This window comes from Orientia tsutsugamushi str. Boryong (genome assembly GCF_000063545.1).
GTDB classification, from domain to species: domain Bacteria; phylum Pseudomonadota; class Alphaproteobacteria; order Rickettsiales; family Rickettsiaceae; genus Orientia; species Orientia tsutsugamushi_C.
The window spans coordinates 382,811-407,422 of sequence record NC_009488.1 but is presented as its reverse complement, the minus strand read 5'-3'; the positions used below and the strand labels follow the sequence as shown (position 1 = coordinate 407,422).

The following is a 24,612-nucleotide window of genomic DNA, read 5'->3' as shown; positions in this document are numbered from 1 at the left end:
GTTATCCGATATACCATGATAGTTGATCCATTCACCTAATAACTCTAATGACTTGTGATAATGTTTGTGTTTTATCTTGCTTGTTTAGCTGACTGACTACGCAAATATTTTCTCAGTCCTTTCAGTTTCTCAGTAAAACGATCTCTCCTTGAGGTATATTTTAGTCTCCATGTTGTGCCAAATCTTGATTTGCCCCAATAGCAAGTAAATCCAAGAAAATTATAACTTGCGATCTTCTTGTCTTGTTTGGCTAAATTTGCAGCATGGTCTCTACCAGATTTAATCATTTGTGATTTAGCTTCATTGATATTTAGCCCATACTTATTTAACCTTTTAGGCAAAACATCATAAAACCTTTTCGCATCTGTTTCCTTTTCAAAGACAAATACCATATCGTCGCAGTACCTCACCATTCCTGTTTGTCCCATTAAGTTTTCTTTGCTGATTTTTGCAAACCAGCTATCTATAACATAATGCAGAAAGACATTTGCCAGAATTGGTGAAACTATTGATCCTTGACGACAACCTTCTTTGTTAGTAACTATAGTACCATTTTCTATGATTGGTGTTTCAATCAGTTTCATAACTAGTCTTAGAAATTCCATCAACTCACAATGCTTGATTGTATTGAAACACTTTGTTATATCAATCTCTACTATAGCCCCTTTATTGAAGTTATACGTAAGTCTATTTAACTCCCTTAAAGCGTCGTGTGCATTTAATTTAGGTCGAAATCCATATGAATACTTTAAGAATATTGGCTCAAACACAGAGTTTAATATCTTGCTTACTGTAGACTCGATTATCTTATCTTCAAAACATGATATTATCAAAGGTCTTTTGCCTCCATCTTCTTTTGGAATTTCTGTTATTCGTGCAGGTTTAGCTTGATATTGCCATTTGCGAATTCTAGTAAGAAGCGAGAGCAGATTTGCTTTCAACTTCTTACCATAATCAGCTTTGGTTATACCATCTATTCCTATCGCTTTCTTGCTATCGAGTTCCTTATATTGTTCTTCTAACATCTTTAAATCAATGATATGTCCAAGATTATTAAACTTTATGTCTTGATTTAGATTATTAAACTTTATGTCTTGATTTTTCGATGATAGCAACTTTATACGCTCAAGTTTCGTTAACCATGTATTTCTGTCTATGCTGTGTACAGCCATTGTTTCCCTCTTGCATTCTTACTTTTCTGCTAACCCTTTGCTCCACCCACATTACTAGGTTTCATCACTACTATGGCTAACTCAGCCATCCTTACACCATCTCCAAAGCCTTATGTTTCACCACTTGTACTTTGAATACTTACTTAATTACGTAAGAGTTATAAGGACTTCTCAAGTTGTGTCATTAATCTTTACAAACTCGCTGACGCCTGCGACCCCGGTGGTTGAAAATTTTTGGATTTTTACTAGTTTGACCTCCAATCTTCTTTTGCCTACTATGTGCTAGAACATATCGGCTTCCACTACATCTCACTTTCAGGGCTATCACGTTCACCATTTGGTTTCGGCTCGAATGTTTCACTGTCTACGCTTTACTACTGTCGTTACCTTCAGCAGCACAAGACTCGCTATATGGTGGATCTAGCTTCTCCTTCCATAACTGGACTTTCACCAGTAAGATTAATTCACCTTTTCTTGACGCGCAGACCGAATCTTTTACGTCTATTTCGATATTTGTCAGCAATAATTTTGAACTACCTTAACCAGTTTCGAAAGAAGTCTATTACAATATTGTACTGTTTGATACAATTTTTGCAAGATATAGCTTAAGTCTGAAAGGAAGTTAAACATTGTAAAATACAGCATCAAAAAAAGTCGTTAAATAAGTGAGATACTTTTCGTATGTCATTTTTTATTTTAAACCAGTAATGCTCAATTAGATTCAAATTTTGAGAATAAGTTGGAAGATATAATAATTTATACCTTACTGATTCTATTAGAGACTTAACCATAACTGTTTTGTGAAAACTTATATTATCTAGTATTACTGTTTGTCTAGCGGTTAACGCTTTGATCAATATAGCTTGCACGTAAGACTTAAAAATACTTTTATTGAAGTTGCTATCAAATAAAAAAGGAGCAATAACTTTACCATTACAAAGGGCGGATTATACTTACTATTCGTGTGTGTTGATAAGCTTTTTCGACATAGCACCTACTTCTATAGAGTTCAAGCCAATAGTTACGTCATGCATTATCTTAAACATTCTGCTTGCTTTTTGCTATTGTTTTTCCTTCTTCTATTAGTTTTATTACTCTCTTTCTTAAATCATATGAATATACTACTTCCATATATCTCTATATCTCTTCTTATTTTTTTCTTTATTATACCTCTTTTCTCTCATAATGTAATTTCATTTTTGATTTATGCTATATATAATAAAACTTTGTGTATAAACGTGGTAGGGCATATATTTTTTTTCAAGTTAAAAGTATCGACTGACAAGAGTTAAACTTGAGGAAATTGAGATGAAATATATGAAGTAGAATGGATCATTATAATAAAGAAGCGGAGTAGAGTTTTTGGAGCTAAAGATCCTAAGTGTAATCAATTTTTAGAAAAGTATCATGAAAATATTAGATTTTCAAGTAAGTACAGATATATAGTCATTTACAATGAAGTTTGAGCATAGAAAAAAGAGATAATGGCATCATAAGATTTAGCAAATTGAGTAATTTGATTTCTAATCCAGAGCTTCATATTAGCCCAAAACTTTTCTATCGGATTTAAATCTGGAGAATAAGGTGGAAGAAAAATAACTTTACAACCAACAGATTCTATTAACTCTTTAGTTTTTTTAGACTTATGAAAAGCAGCATTATCCATTACTACAAACTGAGAAGGCTTTAACTCATTAATTAATACCTGCTTGCCCCCAAGCTTCAAATAATCTTGTATTACATGCACCATTAAATATCATATGTGCGATTGATTTATTATTAACATAACCAGCTATAATATTTGTACGCTCGTAATATTTACCCACTCTTTTTGCTGCTTACATGAGTTCCTTTTTTGCTCCACCCTCTTATTCTTGCATATAGACATTTCAATGCCACTTTCATCTATGTATACCAAGTTTTCCTTAAGTATAGCACTCACTTATCACTTGTTGATATTTTTCTCTTATTTCTGGTTTTGCTTCCATGTAGGTAAACGTTTTTTTTATAACTATAGCCGAATTTTTTCATATAATAACTCGCTCCCCTTATTGAAATTCCAAAATGTTTTCCTGCTTGTGCCAGAGTTAGATTTTGATTTAGCGAAATGTATTTTTCAAATTCTATCTTATATATTTTCCCTTTTTTACCAAGACGATCTTTTTTCTTTATAATGACCTTCTGATTTATATCTTTTATACCAATTTCTTACTGTGTTTGCTGCTATATCAAATTTTACTGAAGCAACATTACAACTTTTTCCTTGATTAACACATTTTATTACTTTCTCCAGAAAGTCTTGGCTATATGATTTTGACATTTCCTTTTCAGGATACTATACTCAAACTTCATTGTAAATGACTATAAAACTAAATGGAATAGCGCTATTACCTGTTACAAACACAGTGTGAATGGTTATAGTCATCTACAGTGAGGTTTGAGCATAGAAAGAAGCGATAAAAAATAGTTACTAGAAATCTTGTGGTTGTAAAGTTATTTTTCTGCTACCTTATTCTCTAGATTTAAATCCGATAGAAAAGTTTTGGGCTAATATGAAGCTCTGGATTAGAAATCAAATTACTCCATTTGGTAAATTTTATGAACCTATTATCGCTTTTTTCTATGTTCAAACCTCATTGTAAATGACTATATAGCTAAAGTTAAAATGATTTAAACCTATAGTTTACAATATGTTGAACTAGCTCAAAAATATAACTCTTTATAACTACTGCATTGACTGATTCAATAAAAGAACATATATTGTATCAGATAGTTTGATGATATAGGAATAGTATGAAAGTAGTAAGTTCTCTAAAATCTTTAAAAAATAGGGATAAAAGTTGTCAGGTAGTAAAAAGACGTGGTAAAATTTTTGTTATTAATAAAAAAAATAAAAAATTTAAGGCAAGGCAAGGTTAATGTTAGTCAAATTGTTACAGGTGTAAAATAAAATATAAGGCATACCAAATATTTATTCTTTTCTTTGTTTATCACTAGTTTGTTTTGCATTGTTTTTTATACTAAAAAAACTCTTGAGTGACAATAAGCCTTTGTGTTTTTTAATTACTTTTCTTGTTTTGCAGCTTGAAATATTTTTATATAGCGTAGTGCAACATGAGGTTACTCAAAGATAGAGTACAGAGATATAGTAAGGAGAGCATTTTACTTGCTATTGATGTGCAAAATTTGCAACGATTTTGTACTAAGAGCGATATAAAGCCTAACTAAAGTACTGATCTGGAAAGGTAAAGTTAAAAAATTAGTTAAACGAAAGTGAACCTGCGTATGGAAAATATCGTAAATGCAAAAGCAGATACTCAAGATAAAGGCTGTTATAGTGATAAATCTGGAAAGCTTAGCTGTAAGATAAGAAGTGAGTTCTTGCATTCTTTAAAAGGGCCAGTTCTATGGTATATAGAATGTAACCAACTTAACGTATCTATGGATGATTGAAACATAAGTAAGCCTATTTGTCTTTGTGATAGTAGGTAAGAGAGGTCTTAGAAAGCTAATGATACTGAGTTGAAAAACTATATGAATTAATAACGGTCGTATAAGCATTTATGTGGTTGGATAACAAAAAAATGTTGCCATTTCTTCATCCACTATACTGTAGTTTTCTATCATATGGCTTAAGCCTCCTTAAGCTCAATATTATTTAGAACTGATTTTACAAAAGAATGTGTAGGCAGACGTTGCAAAGCTTTCGTTTTGTTCAATCTGCTTTTATGTATTGCATTTACGATATGCATTTGATGACTTATAACAATTTTATTACATTTTTTCAGTTTATTATACTATGCAAATGTATTTTGTTGTCAGTAGATGTACTAGATGTAAAATTTACAACCAACATTTGCTTTTTTTCTCAAAGTTTCATCAAATTTTCTCGTAATAAGAGGCCATAACATAAGTCTGATCACTTTCATGTGAAGTGATGTTTCAACGCCTATATGGTTTATTACCAAATATATTAGACCTCTTTCGAAACTGGTTAAGGTAGTTCAAAATTATAAATGCAAGAGATCAAATTAAATCTAAGACCGAATCTTTTACGTCTATTTCGATATTTGTCAGCAATAATTTTGAACCGTTTTAGCATACCAATAACGTTTTCATTGACAACTCTTTCTCCTGCTAACCTACGATTATTCTTTTTATCATTTTTAGTTATAGTCATTTACAATGAGGTTTGAGCATAGAAAAAAGCAACAATAGCGTCATAAAGATTTACCAACAGGATATTTTATATGCAAACTTCATTGTAAATGACTATAAAGGATTTTTCTTGTTTTTTTTTCTTTGGTAATGCAGAATTATTGTGAATTTTTTGTATACCTTGATATCCTGTATCAGTAATCGCTTTAACCTTAGGATGAATAAGAATTTTGGATTCCTTAAATAATCTAAAGTCATGCTTTTTACCGTTAGGAAAATCTGTACATATTACTTGGTATGTTTGCTTGTCTAACACTATTTGAGTTTTTAGTGTATGCCTTTTCTTCTTTCCTGAATAATAGAATTTTTGTTTTTTTGGGTCTTTCTATAGGAGTTTTAGTAGCATCAATCAAGACTACTTCATAATTCATATCACTCTTCATTAGAGCTTTACGGCCTGGAAAAGCAAAGTTCAGGTGCTTAACTAGTGTATCTTCTACCAATTTAACAGCTTTATATGTTGAACTTTCACTAATCCAATAGTTCTGACCTATATGGAAATAAGTACGGTATTCTCTAAGGTATTCTAAGACTATCAGCAACTGTTCATCCAAATTGAGCTTATTTTTACCCACACATTTTGATTTCTTAAGACAGTCAGCTTGCCTCAAAATATCCACTATCTTTGAGAATGTTCCCTTCCTTACTCCTGTTAATCGACTAAATTTTTCATCCTCTAACTCTTTAATCTGATCGAATTTCATTATTACTTCAAATAACATATTTATAACACCATTCTACATCATTGTCTACTTTCGAAAGAAATTTATTCATTTTTTCTGTTTTCATATACTTGCCCCTTCATTGTCTTACCTTACATCTCACCTTCAAAATTGTAAGAGATACAGATACCATGTTAAAAATTAAGACAAGAAAAGAAATAATAATTTTATAAAATTATTATTTCTGAAGGATTGAAAGATTTGATTAAAAGTAGAATGATGCTTCAAACCACTATAATATGTAATAACTTACGCATAGAAGCAATAAGGATAAGCATTTTGGGTTTACCAGTATCAGATTAAACGTTGAGAAAATTGCTTGATACACAATTATGTCTTAATGCAAACATAGCAAGCATATAAAAAGCCTTACGTAGATCTGAATTACTAGTTCTAGAGATTCTACTAGCACAACGCATAGAACTATCAGATTGACGATGCTTAGAATTAAGACCTACAAAAAAGCTACAACTTGTTTAGCAGAACTAAATTTCTCAGTATCTGCTAAACAAGTAAGAACTATTATCATTGCAGAATACGAAGCGATGTTTAAAAAGTTAACAGAATTAGACAATTTTACTGCAGTAAAAGAGTATGAGCAAAAACTATAGATTTTGAAAAAATGCTCTTGAGATAGATGAATTTTCAGAATCAAGGAAATTTCACCAGGGGATCGCAGTTATTCGCCCATAAGTTAAGAATGTTTGGGCAAGGTAGTACCAATGTTTTTACGATTGGGTTAGGATTATCGATATTCTGGATTATATGTCGATTATATCAAAAAATATTTCTAATATTATTTTGTAATTGAAAGATATGTGCAGCTCAAGTTAGCAATTGGTGAGCATTTTTATGATATCGATCAAATAGGCATTAAGTTTTATAGTTTAAGGTTTAAAAAATGGATGCACCTCAATGCTCAAGACTTTTTGCATGAGTTTTATACATGCCAACATGGATTTAAAATACAGCAATTATTGGAATTCTTAATTAATTCAGCATTGTTAGAAATCTTAGTTGTTTTTACTATATTGGTGTTGATAATCTCAATTGTTTTCTTCACAGCTCAAGGTAAAAAAACGATTATTAAGGCCAAAATTAGAGGCGCTGATTTTGTAGGATGCAAATAAATGGCGTGCAATTTCAAGTTGCAATATCACTCATTTAATGAATAATATCCTTGCGTTTTATGTACAATAATCTTTGAAAGTATAATATAATTTTGAGGAAAGAATTATGAATAATTATTTACGGCTTCGCGCTCACCTACTATATGTTACTACAAGAAGTATTTTTAGTCATAGAAATAGTCATCCTTTACTTTATGCTGCTAAACACAACTACCTAGATGTAGTAAAGCATCTGATAGAACATGGTGTAGATATCAATACACAAAATCTACGTGGAAGCACTGCATTACATATTGCTCTTATAACGGCAACATACAAATGGTAATGTTTTTGTTAGCTAATCATGCTGAGGTAGATACACAAAATATATATAGCAATACTGCTTTATATTATGCTGTTGAACAAAGTAACATTGAGATGGCAAGTTATTTTATTAAGTTATGGAGCTAATCCTAATTTTCAATGCCACTTTAATGTGACTCCTTTTGAAATAGCTTGGGTCAAATATATTGATAGTCCGGAGCTACATTTCGAAATGATGAAATTATTAGTTACTAACATTGTTAAGACAGAACATTGTAACGCTGTAGATACTAATTTATCAGGTTTTATACAAAATAAAAGGCTTATTAATGAATCAGAAGATCTAAAGGAACTTGAACAGCAATGTCATAAAGAAATAGAAGAAATGAGGTCTATCTCTGTTGGTGAAAATGGCAAATCTTTTTTTGATATATTTATACTGCAAAAAGATATAAATACGCTAGCAAGATGTGCTAATAATCCTGATATTGTACTGTGTCAGGATAAATTTTCCATGTACTCTTCCTTTATTGAAAAATCTATTAAAGAAGGGAAAGCAAGAGCTAAGATATTACAAGGAGCAGTTGAATCAATAGATGAGATATTTGAATCCAATCAGGATGCTAATCAAGAAAGTCAGATATCTTGGCTTCACTTGCCACCAGAAGTAAGGATGATGATATTGGAGAATTTAAGTAATACTGATTTAACAAAACTTCAGCATAATGACACAGCAGAAGCTGAGGCTGAAGCTGAACTTGAAGGAGCATATGCTATATATGAGGAAGAATAGCAGATATCAAAGCTCTCTGCAGCATTGGTTGTTGTAGATCACTTGGTTCCATACTGCGGGGCAGCCATGGTAGCTAAAATAGACGGAAAGTTAGATAAAAAGTCGGATCTAGCCTCTATATAGACTTTGCACTATCATCTTCTGGTACTTCGGAAAATGGATTAATTGATACAGGATTTTTCATGTCAAATTCTATGTAGCTGCCACCTAGAATCAAGCATGTACGCTTAAATGATCTTCCGTAATCAAGAACAAAAACTTTACCACCAACTCCTAAAACTGATAGCATTAGTTCTTGCATAAAAACAGATTTTCCAAACCCTGGAACTCCAGCTATACAAAGGTTAAAGTTCTCATTTGGAGCTGCTCCATGCTTATTTAATGCAGGTAATAAAGCTCCACCAAAAGGAGACCAATACATTATTTGGCCTCGTCTGCCAGCTAACAACATACCTGGAGAGCTTAAATCACCTTTCCATTCACCAATTATTGGTAATAATACTTTGCTCTCTACGGAAACAGTTTTTATGCCTCTACCTAAGCTAGAAAGGGCTACTCCAACTCCTGATGTTTTTTGACCCAATACACCTCTTTGACCTTGTTCAACCAATTGCATTGGCAGCGCTGCTAGCAACACGGCTACATGATCATATTTGCATGGAACAAAATACCATCCACTGCGTCTTAACATCGAACAAAAAGCTGATGCAGATTGCTTAGCCTTTTTTGTTTTATCAAACATAATAACATTGAAGTGAATATTAACTACTCTATCACCACTCTGTAAAGCAGCTACTACATCAGCTAAATCTTCTGCTTCTTGCTGTATATCATGAAAAAAATTTGCCCATTCCTGCATTAATATTTCTTTCTAGCGCCTCTCTTTTAGTTATGGCTGCAGTTCTTTCCATTGCTTGATTTGGCAACATTTGTAAACCAAAATGAATCAGGAAATTTGATTTTATATATTCATCACGACGCATTTCATTGCCTAAAAACAGATCCATGGCAGATAATTTGCACTCTGCAGGCCTTTTTCGAGCTTCTAGGCTGATAAATATTTGATCATTATTTACATTTACACAATCATCATTCTCAAATAACGAAAAATCTCCACTTAGAATTTGTTCAGACAATATTTCATACTCATTAATATTCGAATGTTCTTCTTCAGGCCAGCCAAATATTACTCTCAGAAACTTTAATAATTGCTGTGCATTCACATTGTCAGTGCTTAATCCAATGGACCTAAACGTATCTTTTAAAGCATCTCGTCTGCGAATCATATCATCGATATTTGCATTTAAATTAGGTATAGTAACTGAAATTAACAATACTACATCCTTTATAGAACCTACTTTTTGAGCTTGATCACGCAAAAACTCTGTTCTTTTGTTGGCTAACTCAATAAATATCTCTCCTTTACGATATAACTGCCAGTTGCTTAAAAAATGTTCGATATTATTACTACCAATCATTAAGACTTGCATGCTACTTTCAGCTGGTAAATTTTCATCACTTTTTAGAAATTCAGCAATTTCATTTTGAGCCGAAACACTAGCTTCAGCCAATGGGCATGCAAGCAATACAAAACCTATTGAACCACGATTAAAGAATAGCTGAGTCTCCTCATCATACGATTCATAGACAAAGTGTTTAGAAAATCTTTCTCGATCAAAATCCTTATGTATGCTTGCGTTCACCTTGACTCTGTTTTGATTTAAATAAATTAATAAGATATTTTTTTGGTTTTTTCGGCGACTTGTGAACAACATCTACACCTTGAACTGCTTTAGATCGCTTACAGTATAGAACACAACGCCTTTTTGATTTAATTTTTGATGTTTCAACTTTCTCAAGATTATTAACGTCAGTTTAGGATAAGGGAAAGTATGAAAGATATAATGCAAAAGGTTTACAAAGGATAATATTTCGTTATGACTTTTAATACATTACATTAAATATAATCTTAATTCAAAACCATTTACTGCTCTAATATTTCTAGTAAATTCGCCTTTGTAATATCAATGTTTAATAACTAGCTATTCTTTATAAGCCTTCTGTATTATGCTTTTCATACTTTTCCTTATCTTGATCTGGCGTTTATAGAACCTAAAAAAGGTGATTTCGTTTATCTTGATCCACCTTACCACCAATCAGGAGAACGGTTCTACACTAGAGTTCAATTTGATGAAAAAGAGCAAATCAGACTACGAGATTTTGTTTATGAACTAAACAATAAAGGTGTTAAAATTATGCTTTCAAATAATAACACTACCTTCATTAAAGATTTATACAAAGATTTTTTCATCACTCATATTGGAGTTACATACTCAATCAATGAACATCGTAATCTCGTTAATGAGCTAATCATTACTAACTATAAAACTTATTAGTTATTAAACGCCAGATTAGGATAATGGGAAGTATGAAAAGCATAATGAAAAAGGTATACAAGAGATACTGTACAATTATAATTATGCAATATATTTAAATATAATTTCAATTAATGACGGTTTATTTATTGCTCATATTTCTACAAAAATTAGTTCATAATACTATCTTGCTAACCTGAACATTGACCATTGTAACACTTCTATATTATCTCTTTCTAACTGTTTTTTATTCTAAATTTGCATTTACAGACATGTGAGCAATAAATAAACTATTATTAATTAAAACTATATTTAAAGATATTACATAATATCTCTTGTAAACCTTTTGCATTATATCTTTCATACTTTCTCTTATCCTAAATTGGCGTTTAAAGATTCAGTATTACTGAATACTACCTTCATGTCTGCTATTTGTCTTTCTACCTCATTTGGAGAAGTAGTAAATAAGAGTTTCGTCACATAAATTGCCCATTCCTTTAAATAGGTTTCATGGTAATTTTTTGATGAAACCATCATTTTACGATCAGGCTCCATTGCTGGAATTAATAACCACTTTTCTTCTTTGGTAATTGCAGCCATTATCGCAATTATATTAGCTGCAGCTAGCAATATAGTTACTGAAAGTAAGCATTTATTATATTTAACCAGCTCTTGTATAGCATTTTGCTTAAAGAGATGATTCATTACTTGCCAACTTTTTTGCCCAAAAGCCTTGGATATCCTAATGGAGCTGGCAATAAACCTTTAGCTACTAAAAAACTTTTTAGCAAAAAATTCTCAGATACCTTCTTAATTTTCTTAAAGCAATAACATAGAGCAATTCCTCCAACCATAAAGGCTAGGCCTAATTTAGCATGCCTGCTGTTTAGTAGTACAATTCCTGGAGCTACTCCAGCTAGCACTACTCCCCATTCGTCAATGCTCAAACCCATATACTTCAACGGCCTCGATAATGCCCAACATAATTTTTGATTTTGTATAATCACCTTCAGCCTCAATTGTAGCATGAGATTTCTCATTCTGCTACTATAATGTTTAAATTAGCTAAATATCTTCAAACACAGATTTTACCTGCAATAATTAGTGTTCATATATGCATGTGCGACATGAAATCGCACTATTCTTACCACAACGTTTATATCAGTCAGATAGTATTATAAATATTATAACTTCTAGCACATTCACTAATTATTTGTATAGCCTTAGACATATACTCTCGTACTAACTCCATACAAGCTATAGTATAAGGTATTGTTGAGTTTGGATTAATATGATTCAATGCTATACTAATTGTCCTCTGACTTTCGCCTGCATCCCCCATACAACTTGCAAACGTCCTTCTTAGATCGTGTATTCTGAAATTTTTTATGCTTGCCTTTTCACAAATTATCTTCCATGCGGTATTTGGATGCGATAAGTGTCCGCTTTCGCTAGTAGAACTTGGTAGTACCCATTTACTTGTAGATATTAATTTCCTTGCTTGCAATATTTCCATTGCCTCATCTGTTAATGGTATATTTTGCGCCTTTCCGTTCTTAGTTTTTGGTATATGCCATATTTTTCTTTCAAAATCTATATTGTCCCATTCCATCTCTAACACATTACTTTTTCTAGCTCCAGTATATAACGCTAGTAATGCAAAATCTCTTATCAATGGACTTGCTTCTCCGCATAATACTTGTAAAAATCTACCCATTTCATCGTAACTTAGACGTCTCTCTCTTGCTTGCAGTTTATGCTGCTCTATCCCTAGAGTAGGATTGTTTTCTATTAATCCCCATTTTATTGCCTTATTAAATATAGTGCGTAAGGTTGCTAGCAATGCATTTGCTGTGGCATATTTTCCCTCTTTGCTGATATCATTGAATATTGGTTCAATATCACTCATTCGAATCTTGCTTATCTTTTTTTCATATAATGCTTGTGCATAAGTATGTACTCTGTCAGCATTCTCTTTCCAGTTTATAGTATATATTTTGGCATACTCTTCAATATACTTATAACACAGCTCTTTGAATGTAATATCGTTAGCTTTTCTTTCTCTTTCTTTTATACGATTCTCATTTTCTTCTATCTGTTGTTGATGTTTTACTGCTCTTGGATCTATTCCGTTCGCCATTAATGTCTTTAATTCTCTTGCTATTTTTCTAGCTTCTTTAATAGATAAATATGGAAATTCCACTATCCTTATTTTTAAACTCTGGTTTTTATATTTTTGTTCTAAAATCCATGTTTTTCTTACTATTCCTCCACAGACTGTACATGAGATTTTCAGTTTAAGTCCTATTATATCTGGATCGTGGATAATTAATAGTTTTTCTCCCTTAGGAATTTTAATTTTACGTAGTGCTCGATTTATAAACTTTGATGATATTGAAGTCATAATCACCCCACATAATATTAATATTTATTATTAAAGTATTACGTTTAATTAAACAGATGATCTATATTATACTTTTTATTTGATAGCAAATTTTTATACTAATTTGTTCATAATACATATAACTTGAAAATCACTTATCAATCCTAGATTGTATATATTTTTCGATCATTAGATTAACCTCTAGATTAAAAACTGGCCCCCAATTTCCTAAATTTTCTGTCAACCTTTTGTCAACCTTTTGCTTTAATTTTTTTGTTATATTGACAAATATTGGAAATATATTTATAGTTAAAGTTGAAGCTTGATTAAAAATATTAATAAAAGTTAACATAAGTTAATAGTAGGTTCTATAAAGTGTAGAAGTTAATAAAAAATTAACTTTTCTTCTTCCTTATATTTGATCTACCTTTGCACTTTTACCTATAGAACATCTTATTAATAACATTATCTTCATTTACAACTTTTAATTTACTAAACCATATTTTATCAATAAGCTCATAGAAATTCAAATTCTGTTGTTGCTGTTGATCTTCTTTTTCATTTCCTACTAACTCAATTTCTATAAAATCATCAGATTCCGTATATTTAAACTTCAAATTTTGCTGTTGATCTTCATTTTTATTTTGATCATTCTCTATTAACTTATCTTCAGTAGATCTAGATCTATTATTATTTTTTTTATTTTATATCTATATATGTACCTGAAACTTTTTTCAGGTTCACCTGAAATTTCTTTAAGGTTGGAGCGAAAAATTTTTTGGGTTAGATCAATAATTTTTTCTCATTTTGTTTCTTTTTCAGTGAAACGCTGAAAAATTTTTAGAAGTTTTATACATGGAACATTACGCAACTTAAAATTGTTTTTAATTATTGCCCTATTTTCAACTTCAATGAAACCGGCTTTTTGTAGTTCAACTAAGCATTGCCTAACCCTGCGTTGACAAGCCTGCAACTCCTTTTCAAAAGAGTAATAACTGTCTTGTAATTCCTATATATCATTATTGTAATAGATCTGTAGTAGTTTATATACTATCCATGATAAAAGCTGTTTAGATGTCTTGCTTAATGCTTTTCCATCATCTCCAATCAGATCTTTCCATTCTGCTGGAACAAAATTTCCAATAAAACGATAAAAGACAGTTGCATTATTGCTACTGTTATTATTAGCAATTTTGCAATTATTGCTTGCAAAATTACGCAAATCTCGCACCATTTCTAACCTCCAAAAATGTCAGATATAGCAGGTGGTTCAGGCGATTTTCGCTATCAAAAACCACGTTTTTATCAGCGTAAATATAGCAATTTAGTAGCTATACTCGAAATTTAACACTCTGAAAGGCTTATAACAACACAGTAGTCTTAAATATTGAAAGGTATGTAATATATACCAGTCTCTTCTCCTTTCAGATAATGCATTAATACGACTAATGGTAGCAGCATTCTAGGCCACAGTTGTATTATTCTACTATAGCTTGGTAAGCAAAAGTATCTTTTATACTTATAACTCAAATAATAGACCTCTTTCGAAACTGGTTAAAGTAGTTCAAAATTATAAATGCCAGAGATCAAATTAAATCTAATACCGAATCTTTTACGTCTATTTCGATATTTGTCAGCAATAATTTTGAACTACTACTTTAACCAGTTTCGAAAGAGGTCTATTGTAAATGACTATATGCAGCAAAAGGCATGAGATGTTACTGCGTTTATGATTTGTATTTATCAAAAAGAACTAATGTTACAGGAGCATATGATAGAAAAAGATGGAAATATATATTAGAGTATTTATTGACTTATTCTATTGATTTAAATCTTACTGAGAAAAAAATTTCTTTAAGCCAAATCAAACAGAATGAAATATCACTGTGACTTTAAATACCTTTTTCAAAAAGTATATAACATAACTGTTTTATACTGGGTTACTATACTTAAAGTAGTTTACTTAATTTAAGTACTTTTTTTGCTGATGTTTTTTGCACTTTACAAAGTGTAACCATATTTATGAATTAAGCTATACATAGAAAAAGCTGTAATAGTTTTATTTACCATGTATTCTTAGCGTGCTGTTTCTTATATTTTTTCATATTTATAATATCTTTCTTAATAGTTGACAGTGTTTGTGGTGCAAGCTAAAATTAAAATAAATAATTTTAAAAATCGTGAATTAGTGGTTGTTTAATTGTAATGAATGTGTCATACTATAAAAAATACATGGTCTTTAATAAAGCAGTTCAGAATAAAGATAATTTTTTTAGCTTTACTGGTCAACATATGGTCTGTAACAGGAAGGTCTGAAGATGGAAACTAACCTATATGTTGACCAGTAAAGCTAAAAATTCAACTAACAATTAATTATACTAAACAGTTAACCTTTTAAGTTAGGCATGTTACCTAATAAATATAAGAGCTATAAGCCTAAGTTATGCTAAGTTTCAAAGTATAGTATAACTTCAAAAAGTTATACTATATTGCACACTTAATGTCAATTAATTTATTCAATTTTTCTTACTTTAAATGTAATAAAAAATTGAACTATTATAATAGATATTCCTTTCTTTGCTTGTTTTTTTGATAATTTACTCAGTTAAAACTATTGCAGTTTTATTAAAGTGTTGTTCAATATCATCCTTCAGCTTTTTATATACATCACTTTTTAAATCATTATTTGGTATTAAAGACTGTCGTATAACTATCTTAGATATGATTTCTGTATCATCACCTTGATGCTTGCATGATCTTTTAACATAAATCCATGGAGTATCGATTACGTAGTTAAGATAATCAATATTTTTAAGTTTTAGATTCTTAATTACAAGATTGTTATAATTTGTATGAGGTGCACCTATAAAAAGATCACCTACTTGTTTTGGAGCAACACTGATTATATTGTTAAAAACTGAGTTATATCCTATAGAAGCAAATAAAACAGGCCCTGCATTAGTTTTCTTTATTTGGCAATCAGTGTTATATTCATACTCAATAGTTCCATCTTTAACTATTCTTGGCAGCTTCAAATTAACGCTTGGTAAAGTTATATTTTTCTTATTATGCTCTTCTAAATAAATGCCACTTATATCATTAAAAAATAATTCTTTAATTTGTTGCTGAGACATATAAAGCAATTTATTGTGCAGTAAAATAGCTGAGTTTTCTCCTATATAACTTATTGATCCTTTCCAATTAGTTATATTACCTTCTATTTCTAGAGTACTGTTATGAATTCTTTGGGAATGTTTTGGATCAATACTTGAGACTTGTTCATAACTTGATCTTTCTGGATCAAGTACTAATGCCATTCTATTAGCAATATTAGGGAATATTCCATTAGCCATGCTTAAACTATTGCAAGGATCAATCCAGTATATCTTGTCATTTTTATCAATCACTTTAAGTATTATATAATCAAAACTACAAAAATTAGGAAGATGTAATACTGGAGCAGTAAAGATTTCTCCTGCACGTATTAAAGCTGGATACACCTTATATCCTATATTTTTTAGTATAGCAGCTATACTAACGATAAAGTCTCTACAATCTCCTTTTTCAAAGTTCATAACTTTAATTAAGTCTCTAGGAATGAATTTGCCGTTAGTTGAACGCCAGCCTGGAATATATTGTATTTTTTCATTAAATGATGAAGTAACAAAATCAATTTGTTCAGTATAATTTGAATATTGTTTTGCATCTTCAGCAATAGCAGCAAATAGTTTTGGCAGTGGTTGATTAATAACTTTAAAGTAATCCCTACTTAATTTATCTCCTAATTTTTCCCATTTGCTAATAGTAGATACAGAAACCCAAGTATTATATTGTTCATTTAGAACAGAACATTTTGGTTCATTTTTTAACATGTTAGTCAATGGCTTCAGTAATGTTATTTTAATAGAACTGGTATGTTCATCATTATTAATTTTTGTAGTACTTGCATTAACACGTAGTTTGCAATATGGATCATTAATTTTAGTATCCAATGGTAATTTCGAATTAATATTGATTTGCATTTTTTTATGATAGCCATATGGTAATAATCCTAAAATATCGCTATAGACTCCTTCAAGTGGAGACTTAGAAGTAACCTTATACTTTAGAAATATTTCTGTTCCAATTTCTAGTTTAGGAAAAGTTAATGATATCTGTCTATAGATATCATTATCAAGACCTGTAGCAGCTAATGGTTTATCTTCTATAGAATCAGCAGAAACATTATATTTTTTACCATTTAAGATTGTTTGAGCTTTTAATATTTTTATTGTATCAATATTTTCTCTATATAAATATGGTAACCGATAGCTAGCAAAAACCATACGACCTTGCTCTTTAAGAATTTTGGCATGCATATAAACAGCATGTTCCTCTGATCCATCTTTATCGATTGCTATATCTAGATTGTATGCTTTGATTTCTATTGTGCTATCATCTAAATTTTGCCACTCTGCATTTGAGGGATTAATAAATATTACTAATAATACTAATTGTAGTAAAGTTCTGAAGATTTTATATATCATAAGTTACCTTAATAGCTACTTTATAGAGTATGGTATATCTTTATTTCATCATTTTAGAATCATCAAAAACTATTGCTGTTGATTCAAAGTTTTGTTTAATAGCGTCTTTTAATTTTTTGTATATATCACTTTTTAGATCTTTATTTGATACTAAAGATTTATGAATTATCATTTTAACTGTAATATCTGTATCATTGCCTTGATATTGACATGCTCTTTGAATGTAAACCCATGGAGTATCAATTTCAAAATTAAAGACATTAATATTTTCTATTTTAACATCTTTTATTACAGTTCGATGAATAAAAGTGCATGGAGAACCTAAAAAAAGATCGCCAATCTGCTCTGGCTCTGCATTAGAAATATGAGATAAATAATTCAGTGGTACTAATACTGAACCCATGTTAGATTTAAATATGGAATTAGGCTTGTTATATTCATACTCAAAAGTTAAATCTTTCACTGTTTTTGATGTTAGATCTGGTAAGATAATTTTGATCTTATCGTGCTCTTCTAAAAAAGAGCCACTTGCCCAGTTAAAAATCAAATCTTTTATCTGCTGTTGCGACATTTTCAATTCTGCTCCAGTTATTGAATACGCTTGCTCTCCTAGAAGTATTAATTTACCTTTCCAGTAAGCTGAATTGTTTTCAGCTCTTGAGATTGACTCTTCTATTATCAACTGAGAATGATTTGGATTAATATTTGGTATATGATCACAGCTAGGGTTTTCTGGATCTAATACTAGTGACATTCTATTAGCAATATCAGGAAAAATTCCATCAGCCATACTCACAAAATTCGTAGGATCAATCCAATATAACTTGCCATCTTTATCTATTGCTCTAAGTATTGCATGATTATAATGTTCTACAGAAGGAAGCCATAATTTAGTTTCAAAAGCTTGTATTCCTCTATTAACAAAAGCTGGCTGTACTTTGTAACCTATGTTTTGTAAAATTGCTGCTGTACTAATTGAGAAATCTTTACAATCGCCTAATTGAGTATTAGCTGTTTGTTCTAAGCTCCAGGGTACAGATTTACCATATCTAATGGATCTATAATCTCCATGATATTGAACTGCATGAATTAAATCTGAAGTAACAGAATTAATTTGATCTTCAGATTTTGTATGTTTTTGTGCTTTATTAGCAATAGTTTTAAACAACTTCGGTAATTTTTGATTTAGTATTTTATAATAATCATCAGTAAATTTGCTTGCTACATCTTCCCATGTGTTAGTAGATGCAATAGATACCCACGTTTTAAACTGATTGCTTAATAATGAGTTTTCAGGTTCGTTTGTTAACTCAGTAGTTAATGGCTTAATTAAAGTTATTTCAGCAGAATGAAACTTATCTTTAGAGCTTGTTTTTACTTCCAAAGCATTATGAGGATCATTAATTTTAATATATAAAGGTAATACAGAATTAATTTTTATATGTGCTTTTTGTTGCCAACTATTAGTACCAAATTCAAATAAGTTACTATAATAATTTTCAGCATTTGTCTGATTTTTTCTCGTATATGTTAAATGTATTTCTGATCCAATTTCAACTTTAGCAAAATTTATTAAAATTTGCTGCTGTTGATGAAAACCCTGACTGCTACTAGCTAAAGGTATGCTCTTAATTGTTTTAAGATCTACATTATATTCTTTTCCTTCGAAGATTGTTTTAGCAATTATTATATCTATTTGAGAATGTACACTATCATATTCTATCATATAATTAGTAAAAAATTTACGACCAACCTCATTGAGGATTTTTACCTGCTGCTCTATTATCTCTTCACTTGAACCATCGCTATTAACTATGATATTTTGTTCGAAGTGTATTATTTCTAAATTACTGTCATTATAATACTTCCATCTTGCATGTATTGGATTGATTGTTACAATTAAAACCATTAATTGTAGTAATAATACCCTATATAACATATTTAATTCTAAAATAAATATAAATGTACTTGTGTAAACTAACTGACGTTTTTCTAGCTATAATAGCTTTCTTGAATTATATTAAGATTTATACTATAGATTAGAGTTTACAGATTTCTTAATTATAATTAACTTTTCTAAATTGTCAATAATGAGTTTTACTTTCAAATTGGATATCAAAGTAATCTCTATTACTTTGGCATCGTTGAGCGCTTTGTTGTTAAGTATAGCTATGATGTTAGCTAAAAATCTTCCTTCTGATATCTCAACGCTGCTTATAGTATTTGTTAAGAGTTGCTGTGGTTTGATTTTATTCATACCATTTTTAGCAAAGCATAAAACACGATCATTAAGTACTAATAAAGGTTACATTCATTTTTTAAGAATTATTTTGTTAGTTGGAGCAATGTTCGCTACTTATTATGCATACCGTAACTTATCTGTAGTGCTAGCTACATCTATTGGCATGACAGAAGCGTTATTTATTACTATTTTTTCCAAAATTATTTTAAAAGAAACTATTGGACCTTTAAAATGGGGATTAATATTTATAGGATATTTAGGAGTTACATTAGTAATAATAAAATCACCAATAATATCTGAGTCAATTGATAGTACTTCAAAATTAGCTATAGTTGCTGCTTTATTAGCCAATATACTGGCAGCCAATTGTACAATTATTACAAAGATTTTGTCTAGACATGACTCCACAATGACCATTCTATTATATAGTTATTTAGGTACTTCTATTGTTTCTTTTTTTCTATTGATATTAAATGTTGATAAATTATCAACATTTGCTTTATTAAGCACACAAGATATGGCAATCTTATTTGGGGCTGCTATACTAGGAATCAGTTCGCAATTATGCAGTACTACTGCTATTAAATATTCTACACCTGTACTTATTGCTCCATTTCAATATATCAGAATATTATTTGCTGCATTGATAGAAGTAATAGTGTTTAAAGAACAATTGACTATATCAACAGCAATAGGCAGCATAATAATTATATTCTCTGCTTATTTAATTAACGTTGCACCAAATAATTCTAACGCTAAAAATTTATAAAATAGTTGTTATAATGATTAGTCTTCTTTTTTAGTTGGTTATAAGATATCTTTTAGCTGCTTAATATGTTTGAGGTTATATATGTTATAATCTGAATTAGCTGATGAATTATTACTATAATCAGCACAGAAAATATTTTTAAAACCAAGCTTTACGGCTTCATTAACTCTAAGGTCTGATTGAGTAGATTTTCTAATTTCTCCAGATAAGCTAATTTCCCCAAAAAAAATACTGTGTAGTGGTAATGGTTGGTTTGATGCTGCAGAAATCAAGGAAGCAGCAACAGCTAAATCAACAGCCGGTTCTGTAATTTTTAATCCGCCTGCTACACTTAAATATACTTCATAAGATGTAAGAGTTAATCCATATCGTACAGCTAATACCGCTAGTATCATTGATAATCTGTTACTATCCCATCCAACTACAGAACGCCTTGGAGTTGGAATATGAGAAGGCGATATTAAAGCTTGAATCTCTACTAGAATAGGACGTGACCCTTCCATACTTGCAAAAACACTAGTGCCGCTATAATTGGTTTCAGTATTTAGTATAAACATTTCTGATGGATTTGATACTTCTATTAATCCAGATTGTTCCATAGTGAAAACACCTATTTCATTTGTTTTGCCAAATCGATTTTTTATCGCTCGTAGAAGTCTATATTGATAATTTGAACTTCCCTCGAGATACAAAACAGTGTCGACCATATGCTCAAGAATTTTAGGCCCAGCTAGCTGTCCATCTTTAGTGATATGACCTACCATAATTAGTGCTATACCAATTAATTTAGTTAAAGATATTAACATTTGTGCTGCTGCCCGAACTTGCGATGTTGTGCCAGCTATGGATGTAATTTCAGGATTATAAATTGTTTGTATAGAATCAATAACAACTAGATGGATTTCTTGCCTATTTGCTTTAATGGTAGCTATGATATCATGAATATTAGTAGCAGAAACAAGTTTAATTTGCGTGTTTACCAAACCTAGTCTTTGAGCTCTAAGCTTGATCTGATTAACTGATTCTTCGCCAGAAATATAAAAACAAGAAGTAGATGAAGTGGATAATTGAGCACATAACTGAAGTAATAAGGTCGATTTGCCAATGCCTGGATCACCACCTATAAGAATTGCTGATTCTGGAATTAATCCTCCGCCAAGTACTCTATTTAACTCATTAATTGAACTAATAATTCTACGTGGCTCATCAATATCTTTATCAAGAGCACTAATAGTTAAATTATTGCCAGTCACACTTGCGCTACTATTGTAAGAGTTATTAGATATAACATCTTCTATAATACTATTCCACTCATTACATTCAGAGCATCTGCCATACCACTTATAGCTTATACTACCACAATTAGTGCAAGTATATTGTTTCTTTGTTTTCATTAATTATTTTTATAAAGTAAAATTGTTAACTTACTTTTACCATAAATTTTTTCTGTCTGAAAATAAAAATTGACTGGTAATACTAACTTATGGTTTAACTCTGATTCAATAAATAATATTGCATTGTTATCAAGCCAATATTTGTTATCTAACGATAATAAAGTTTTATTAATTAATCCTTTGTAAAACGGAGGATCCATGAAAACTACATTATAATTATGATGTGCTTGTGGTAGATTGGTAGCATCTAACCTTAGTAAAGTCATTTTGTTATATATGTTTATTTTGCAAGCATGGTTTTGAATTGCTACTAAACAATTAACATTAATATCAATTAAAGTTACATGTTGAACACCTCTTGACAAAGCTTCAAATGCTATATTACCTGTACCTGTAAATAGGTCTAACATTCGCGCTTTAGACAAAGCAATTTTAGCTGATGTTTTGTTAAAAGCTTGAGAAGCTAATATATTAAACATAGATTCTTTTAATTTAGCAGTGGATGGGCGATAATTATTATTTTTAATAACTGGAATTTTTTGTCCTTTAAATTTTCCCGAAATTATTTGAATCATAAGCTAATTTATTTTAGAATTAGGTTTTAATAAATCTTTTATACCTCCGGTAAATGTTCCTTCAGCAGCTAGGTTATTTGTACCTTCAATTTTAACTTCTGCATTAAATTTCCATATACTCTTATTATAAGCTTGAGAAATTTTAGATGTAATAACCATGGTATCTCCACTAGTAATTATTTTCCTGAATTTTACGTTTTCAATATTTATTAAGTAGAAAATTTTGCTGTTAGTATCGAACATAATAGTTTTTGCTACTAAAATAGCAGATAACTGAGCCATTGATTCAATGGTTAGAACTCCTGGCATAACTGGATTGTTAGGAAAATGACCTGTGAACTGCGGCTCATTAGCTGTAACATTCTTAATTCCTATGATTTTTTGACCAGGTTCTAGTTTTATAACTTTATCTATCATTAAGAAAGGATATCTATGTGGTATAATCCTAATGATGTCTTGTGTGCTCAATACACAGTTATTTTCTGATAGTTGTTTTTGTTGAGACATTATCTTATCTTTGCTACATTATTTTTTTAAGATTGTTTAATAACTATATTACTAGAATAGTAATGGCTTTAATAATTTGAGTCTTTATAATAATAATATGAAAAGTTTTAGTTCTAGCTGTTTCTTTTATGATAGTTTTTACTATTTATATAACTGCTTTGATTTATATTTAGTTGCTCTTTTGCTAGGTATTATATATTATCCTGCAAATTATTACATAAATATTATTTAGAGATTATAAATGGTTATAAAAAGGTTGATACCAGCTATTTTTACAGCAATAGCAGTAGTAAGTTTTTGCGCTCTTGGTGTTTGGCAAATATATCGCTTAAATGTGAAAAAAGAGTTGCTAAGTAGAGTTGTTAACAATAAAGATTCTATTCCTATTAATTTAAATAAAGTATTTAAATTATCTTCAAGACATTTATTATTTTCTAGGGCTATTATAAAGGGTCAATTTTTAGCAAATAAGAATTTATTTTTATATGGCAGATATAAAGAGAAATATACTTTAGCATCACCATTATTAACCAATGAAGGAAATGTAATCATGGTAGTGCGTGGAGCTATTGCTGAGAAAAATAAAGATGATTTTTTAAAAAATGCCTCAACAAATCAAGATAAACAACCATCTGTAGAGATTGAGGGAATTGTGCTTGAACTTGAAAAACAAGGCACATTACTCCCTAGTAATAATTTGAAAAGCAATGTTTGGTTGACACTAGATAAGGATGATGTTATAAAACACATTGGCCAACAATATGCTAATAAGATTAGCAATTTTTATCTGTTACAAACTAATGCTTCTCAAGTTGATAGTACAATAATTCCACTACAAACGCACGTAATAGATAAAGTTCAAAATAACCATTTGCAATATGCACTCATATGGTTTTGTTTAGCAATTATAGTTTCAGTAATGTATTATATTCGCTTTCATGCTAATATATATGATGATTTATAGATCTTCAGAGTTGATTTTTTGTAATATTTTCTCACATGCTTGAATAGCTACTTGCTCCAAACATTGCAATGATACGTTGCCTTGACTAAATATAGTACTTTGATCACCAGATTGATCAAGTAATATTACTGTAGGTACAGCTTTTATTTTATTTATTAATCTTCTGTAAGTTTGAGTAATATTTGACATACTTATTTGAATTACATCACTCTTAAATTTATATTTTTCAACAAATTGATAAAATGTAGGCTTAAAACTTTGACAATACCTGCATCTAGGGTCTGTAACAAGAATTAAAGAATAACGTTGTGCTAGGTTGCTGATTTTTTGCTCTGTTGAGATATTATTAGCATTAACAGTAGTAGAGATTGTATCGTCTGTAATATTGCAAGAATTAGCACAACATATATCTGTAAAAAGAATGCAGGATACTGGAAATAGTAATATTAATGATAGTCTTTTCATCATAATTAATCTAGTTTTATTTGTGAATCTCTGATAAATTAATGGTATTGGATTAATGATATCTTAGTTTTTTA

General features: G+C 30.2%; 23 protein-coding genes and 10 pseudogenes. 9 read left to right on the top strand and 24 right to left on the bottom strand.

Annotated features, from left to right (window positions below; all coding sequences use genetic code 11):
- Nucleotides 1-71 precede the first annotated feature (71 nt).
- From OTBS_RS02020 to OTBS_RS15875, 4 genes and pseudogenes are all read right to left on the bottom strand, one after another.
- Nucleotides 72-1,172 (bottom strand): reverse transcriptase domain-containing protein, encoded by a 1,101-nt coding sequence (locus OTBS_RS02020; protein ID WP_232488859.1) that lies wholly within the window; start codon nucleotides 1,170-1,172, stop codon nucleotides 72-74.
- 644 nt (nucleotides 1,173-1,816) lie between these two features.
- Nucleotides 1,817-2,104: pseudogene (locus OTBS_RS02015) on the bottom strand (transposase); the annotation flags it as partial.
- 518 nt (nucleotides 2,105-2,622) lie between these two features.
- Nucleotides 2,623-2,922: a transposase gene (locus OTBS_RS15880; protein WP_232488858.1), complete on the bottom strand. Its 300-nt coding sequence runs from the start codon at nucleotides 2,920-2,922 to the stop codon at nucleotides 2,623-2,625.
- 396 nt (nucleotides 2,923-3,318) lie between these two features.
- Nucleotides 3,319-3,492, bottom strand: a complete 174-nt coding sequence (locus tag OTBS_RS15875) for a helix-turn-helix domain-containing protein (RefSeq protein ID WP_232488857.1) — start codon at nucleotides 3,490-3,492, stop codon at nucleotides 3,319-3,321.
- Between the two features lie 473 nt (nucleotides 3,493-3,965).
- Between OTBS_RS15875 and ykgO the strand changes: the two genes are divergently transcribed.
- Together ykgO and OTBS_RS13795 are read left to right on the top strand one after the other, a co-directional pair.
- Nucleotides 3,966-4,091 (top strand): type B 50S ribosomal protein L36, encoded by a 126-nt coding sequence (gene ykgO / locus OTBS_RS02005; protein ID WP_011944475.1) that lies wholly within the window; start codon nucleotides 3,966-3,968, stop codon nucleotides 4,089-4,091.
- Nucleotides 4,092-4,457: 366 nt separating this feature from the next.
- Nucleotides 4,458-4,625, top strand: a complete 168-nt coding sequence (locus OTBS_RS13795; RefSeq protein WP_157866306.1) for a hypothetical protein — start codon at nucleotides 4,458-4,460, stop codon at nucleotides 4,623-4,625.
- Nucleotides 4,626-5,166: 541 nt separating this feature from the next.
- Here OTBS_RS13795 and OTBS_RS17805 read toward each other — a convergent pair.
- From OTBS_RS17805 to OTBS_RS13790, 3 pseudogenes are all read right to left on the bottom strand, one after another.
- Nucleotides 5,167-5,349 (bottom strand): annotated as a pseudogene (locus OTBS_RS17805) (IS5/IS1182 family transposase); the annotation flags it as partial.
- A 105-nt stretch (nucleotides 5,350-5,454) separates the two neighbouring features.
- Nucleotides 5,455-6,094, bottom strand: a pseudogene (locus tag OTBS_RS01990) (transposase family protein); the annotation flags it as partial.
- A 159-nt stretch (nucleotides 6,095-6,253) separates the two neighbouring features.
- A pseudogene (locus OTBS_RS13790) lies at nucleotides 6,254-6,635 on the bottom strand (transposase); the annotation flags it as partial.
- Nucleotides 6,636-6,930: 295 nt separating this feature from the next.
- Here OTBS_RS13790 and OTBS_RS15870 point away from each other — a divergent pair.
- From OTBS_RS15870 to OTBS_RS15855, 4 genes are all read left to right on the top strand, one after another.
- Nucleotides 6,931-7,242, top strand: coding sequence for a TraD N-terminal domain-containing protein (locus tag OTBS_RS15870; RefSeq protein ID WP_041621116.1), 312 nt, complete (start codon nucleotides 6,931-6,933; stop codon nucleotides 7,240-7,242).
- Nucleotides 7,243-7,348: 106 nt separating this feature from the next.
- A complete protein-coding gene (locus tag OTBS_RS15865) occupies nucleotides 7,349-7,567 on the top strand; it encodes an ankyrin repeat domain-containing protein (RefSeq protein WP_232488856.1) in 219 nt (72 codons plus the stop codon).
- Entirely contained in the window at nucleotides 7,561-7,692 is a 132-nt protein-coding gene (locus OTBS_RS15860; protein WP_232488855.1) for an ankyrin repeat domain-containing protein, read from the top strand. The genes OTBS_RS15865 and OTBS_RS15860 overlap by 7 nt, the downstream gene beginning before the upstream one ends.
- Before the next feature lie 25 nt (nucleotides 7,693-7,717).
- Nucleotides 7,718-8,338: a PRANC domain-containing protein gene (locus OTBS_RS15855; protein ID WP_232488854.1), complete on the top strand. Its 621-nt coding sequence runs from the start codon at nucleotides 7,718-7,720 to the stop codon at nucleotides 8,336-8,338.
- Between the two features lies 1 nt (nucleotide 8,339).
- Here the strand turns inward: OTBS_RS15855 and OTBS_RS01975 are convergent.
- A pseudogene (locus OTBS_RS01975) lies at nucleotides 8,340-10,041 on the bottom strand (TraC family protein); the annotation flags it as partial.
- Nucleotides 10,022-10,210 (bottom strand): annotated as a pseudogene (locus OTBS_RS15850) (conjugal transfer protein); the annotation flags it as partial. The pseudogenes OTBS_RS15850 and OTBS_RS01975, both read right to left, overlap by 20 nt.
- Nucleotides 10,211-10,428: 218 nt before the next feature.
- Between OTBS_RS15850 and OTBS_RS11175 the strand changes: the two are divergent.
- Nucleotides 10,429-10,734: pseudogene (locus tag OTBS_RS11175) on the top strand (DNA adenine methylase); the annotation flags it as partial.
- Nucleotides 10,735-11,100: 366 nt separating this feature from the next.
- Here OTBS_RS11175 and OTBS_RS01970 read toward each other — a convergent pair.
- The 11 genes and pseudogenes from OTBS_RS01970 to OTBS_RS01935 form a co-directional block, all read right to left on the bottom strand.
- Nucleotides 11,101-11,418, bottom strand: a pseudogene (locus tag OTBS_RS01970) (TraE/TraK family type IV conjugative transfer system protein); the annotation flags it as partial.
- Nucleotides 11,418-11,753 (bottom strand): hypothetical protein, encoded by a 336-nt coding sequence (locus OTBS_RS01965; protein WP_011944246.1) that lies wholly within the window; start codon nucleotides 11,751-11,753, stop codon nucleotides 11,418-11,420. The gene OTBS_RS01965 and the pseudogene OTBS_RS01970, both read right to left, overlap by 1 nt.
- Before the next feature lie 125 nt (nucleotides 11,754-11,878).
- Nucleotides 11,879-13,117 (bottom strand): tyrosine-type recombinase/integrase, encoded by a 1,239-nt coding sequence (locus tag OTBS_RS01960; RefSeq protein ID WP_080571797.1) that lies wholly within the window; start codon nucleotides 13,115-13,117, stop codon nucleotides 11,879-11,881.
- Between the two features lie 130 nt (nucleotides 13,118-13,247).
- A complete protein-coding gene (locus OTBS_RS01955; protein WP_011944470.1) occupies nucleotides 13,248-13,448 on the bottom strand; it encodes a hypothetical protein in 201 nt (66 codons plus the stop codon).
- Nucleotides 13,449-13,533: 85 nt separating this feature from the next.
- A complete protein-coding gene (locus tag OTBS_RS15845; protein ID WP_050897501.1) occupies nucleotides 13,534-13,713 on the bottom strand; it encodes a hypothetical protein in 180 nt (59 codons plus the stop codon).
- 185 nt (nucleotides 13,714-13,898) lie between these two features.
- Complete coding sequence (locus tag OTBS_RS15840; RefSeq protein ID WP_232488853.1) at nucleotides 13,899-14,069, bottom strand: hypothetical protein; 171 nt, start codon at nucleotides 14,067-14,069, stop codon at nucleotides 13,899-13,901.
- Between the two features lie 36 nt (nucleotides 14,070-14,105).
- A complete protein-coding gene (locus OTBS_RS15835; RefSeq protein ID WP_050897500.1) occupies nucleotides 14,106-14,330 on the bottom strand; it encodes a hypothetical protein in 225 nt (74 codons plus the stop codon).
- 161 nt (nucleotides 14,331-14,491) lie between these two features.
- Nucleotides 14,492-14,626 (bottom strand): annotated as a pseudogene (locus OTBS_RS15830) (IS982 family transposase); the annotation flags it as partial.
- Nucleotides 14,627-14,650: 24 nt separating this feature from the next.
- A pseudogene (locus tag OTBS_RS18175) lies at nucleotides 14,651-14,746 on the bottom strand (IS5/IS1182 family transposase); the annotation flags it as partial.
- Between the two features lie 947 nt (nucleotides 14,747-15,693).
- Complete coding sequence (locus tag OTBS_RS01940) at nucleotides 15,694-17,622, bottom strand: DUF3857 domain-containing protein (RefSeq protein WP_011944469.1); 1,929 nt, start codon at nucleotides 17,620-17,622, stop codon at nucleotides 15,694-15,696.
- A gap of 40 nt (nucleotides 17,623-17,662) precedes the next feature.
- Nucleotides 17,663-19,561: a DUF3857 domain-containing protein gene (locus tag OTBS_RS01935; RefSeq protein WP_011944468.1), complete on the bottom strand. Its 1,899-nt coding sequence runs from the start codon at nucleotides 19,559-19,561 to the stop codon at nucleotides 17,663-17,665.
- Nucleotides 19,562-19,712: 151 nt separating this feature from the next.
- On the opposite strand from OTBS_RS01935, the gene OTBS_RS01930 reads away from it, so the two are divergent.
- Nucleotides 19,713-20,633: a DMT family transporter gene (locus OTBS_RS01930; RefSeq protein ID WP_011944467.1), complete on the top strand. Its 921-nt coding sequence runs from the start codon at nucleotides 19,713-19,715 to the stop codon at nucleotides 20,631-20,633.
- A gap of 38 nt (nucleotides 20,634-20,671) precedes the next feature.
- On the opposite strand, the gene radA is transcribed toward OTBS_RS01930, so the two are convergent.
- From radA to fabZ, 3 genes are read right to left on the bottom strand one after another with little or no spacing between them, the layout of a single operon-like run.
- Complete coding sequence (gene radA, locus OTBS_RS01925) at nucleotides 20,672-22,027, bottom strand: DNA repair protein RadA (RefSeq protein WP_011944466.1); 1,356 nt, start codon at nucleotides 22,025-22,027, stop codon at nucleotides 20,672-20,674.
- Nucleotides 22,027-22,602: an RsmD family RNA methyltransferase gene (locus OTBS_RS01920; RefSeq protein ID WP_011944465.1), complete on the bottom strand. Its 576-nt coding sequence runs from the start codon at nucleotides 22,600-22,602 to the stop codon at nucleotides 22,027-22,029. Before OTBS_RS01920 ends, radA begins: the two co-directional genes overlap by 1 nt.
- Nucleotides 22,603-22,605: 3 nt before the next feature.
- On the bottom strand, nucleotides 22,606-23,109 hold the full coding sequence (fabZ, locus tag OTBS_RS01915) for a 3-hydroxyacyl-ACP dehydratase FabZ (protein ID WP_011944464.1): 504 nt from the start codon (nucleotides 23,107-23,109) through the stop codon (nucleotides 22,606-22,608).
- 241 nt (nucleotides 23,110-23,350) lie between these two features.
- Between fabZ and OTBS_RS01910 the strand changes: the two genes are divergently transcribed.
- On the top strand, nucleotides 23,351-24,073 hold the full coding sequence (locus tag OTBS_RS01910) for an SURF1 family protein (protein WP_011944463.1): 723 nt from the start codon (nucleotides 23,351-23,353) through the stop codon (nucleotides 24,071-24,073).
- On the opposite strand, the gene traF is transcribed toward OTBS_RS01910, so the two are convergent.
- A complete protein-coding gene (traF, locus tag OTBS_RS01905) occupies nucleotides 24,068-24,538 on the bottom strand; it encodes a conjugal transfer protein TraF (protein WP_157866304.1) in 471 nt (156 codons plus the stop codon). The two genes, OTBS_RS01910 and traF, sit on opposite strands and share 6 nt — an antisense overlap.
- Between the last annotated feature and the right edge of the window lie 74 nt (nucleotides 24,539-24,612).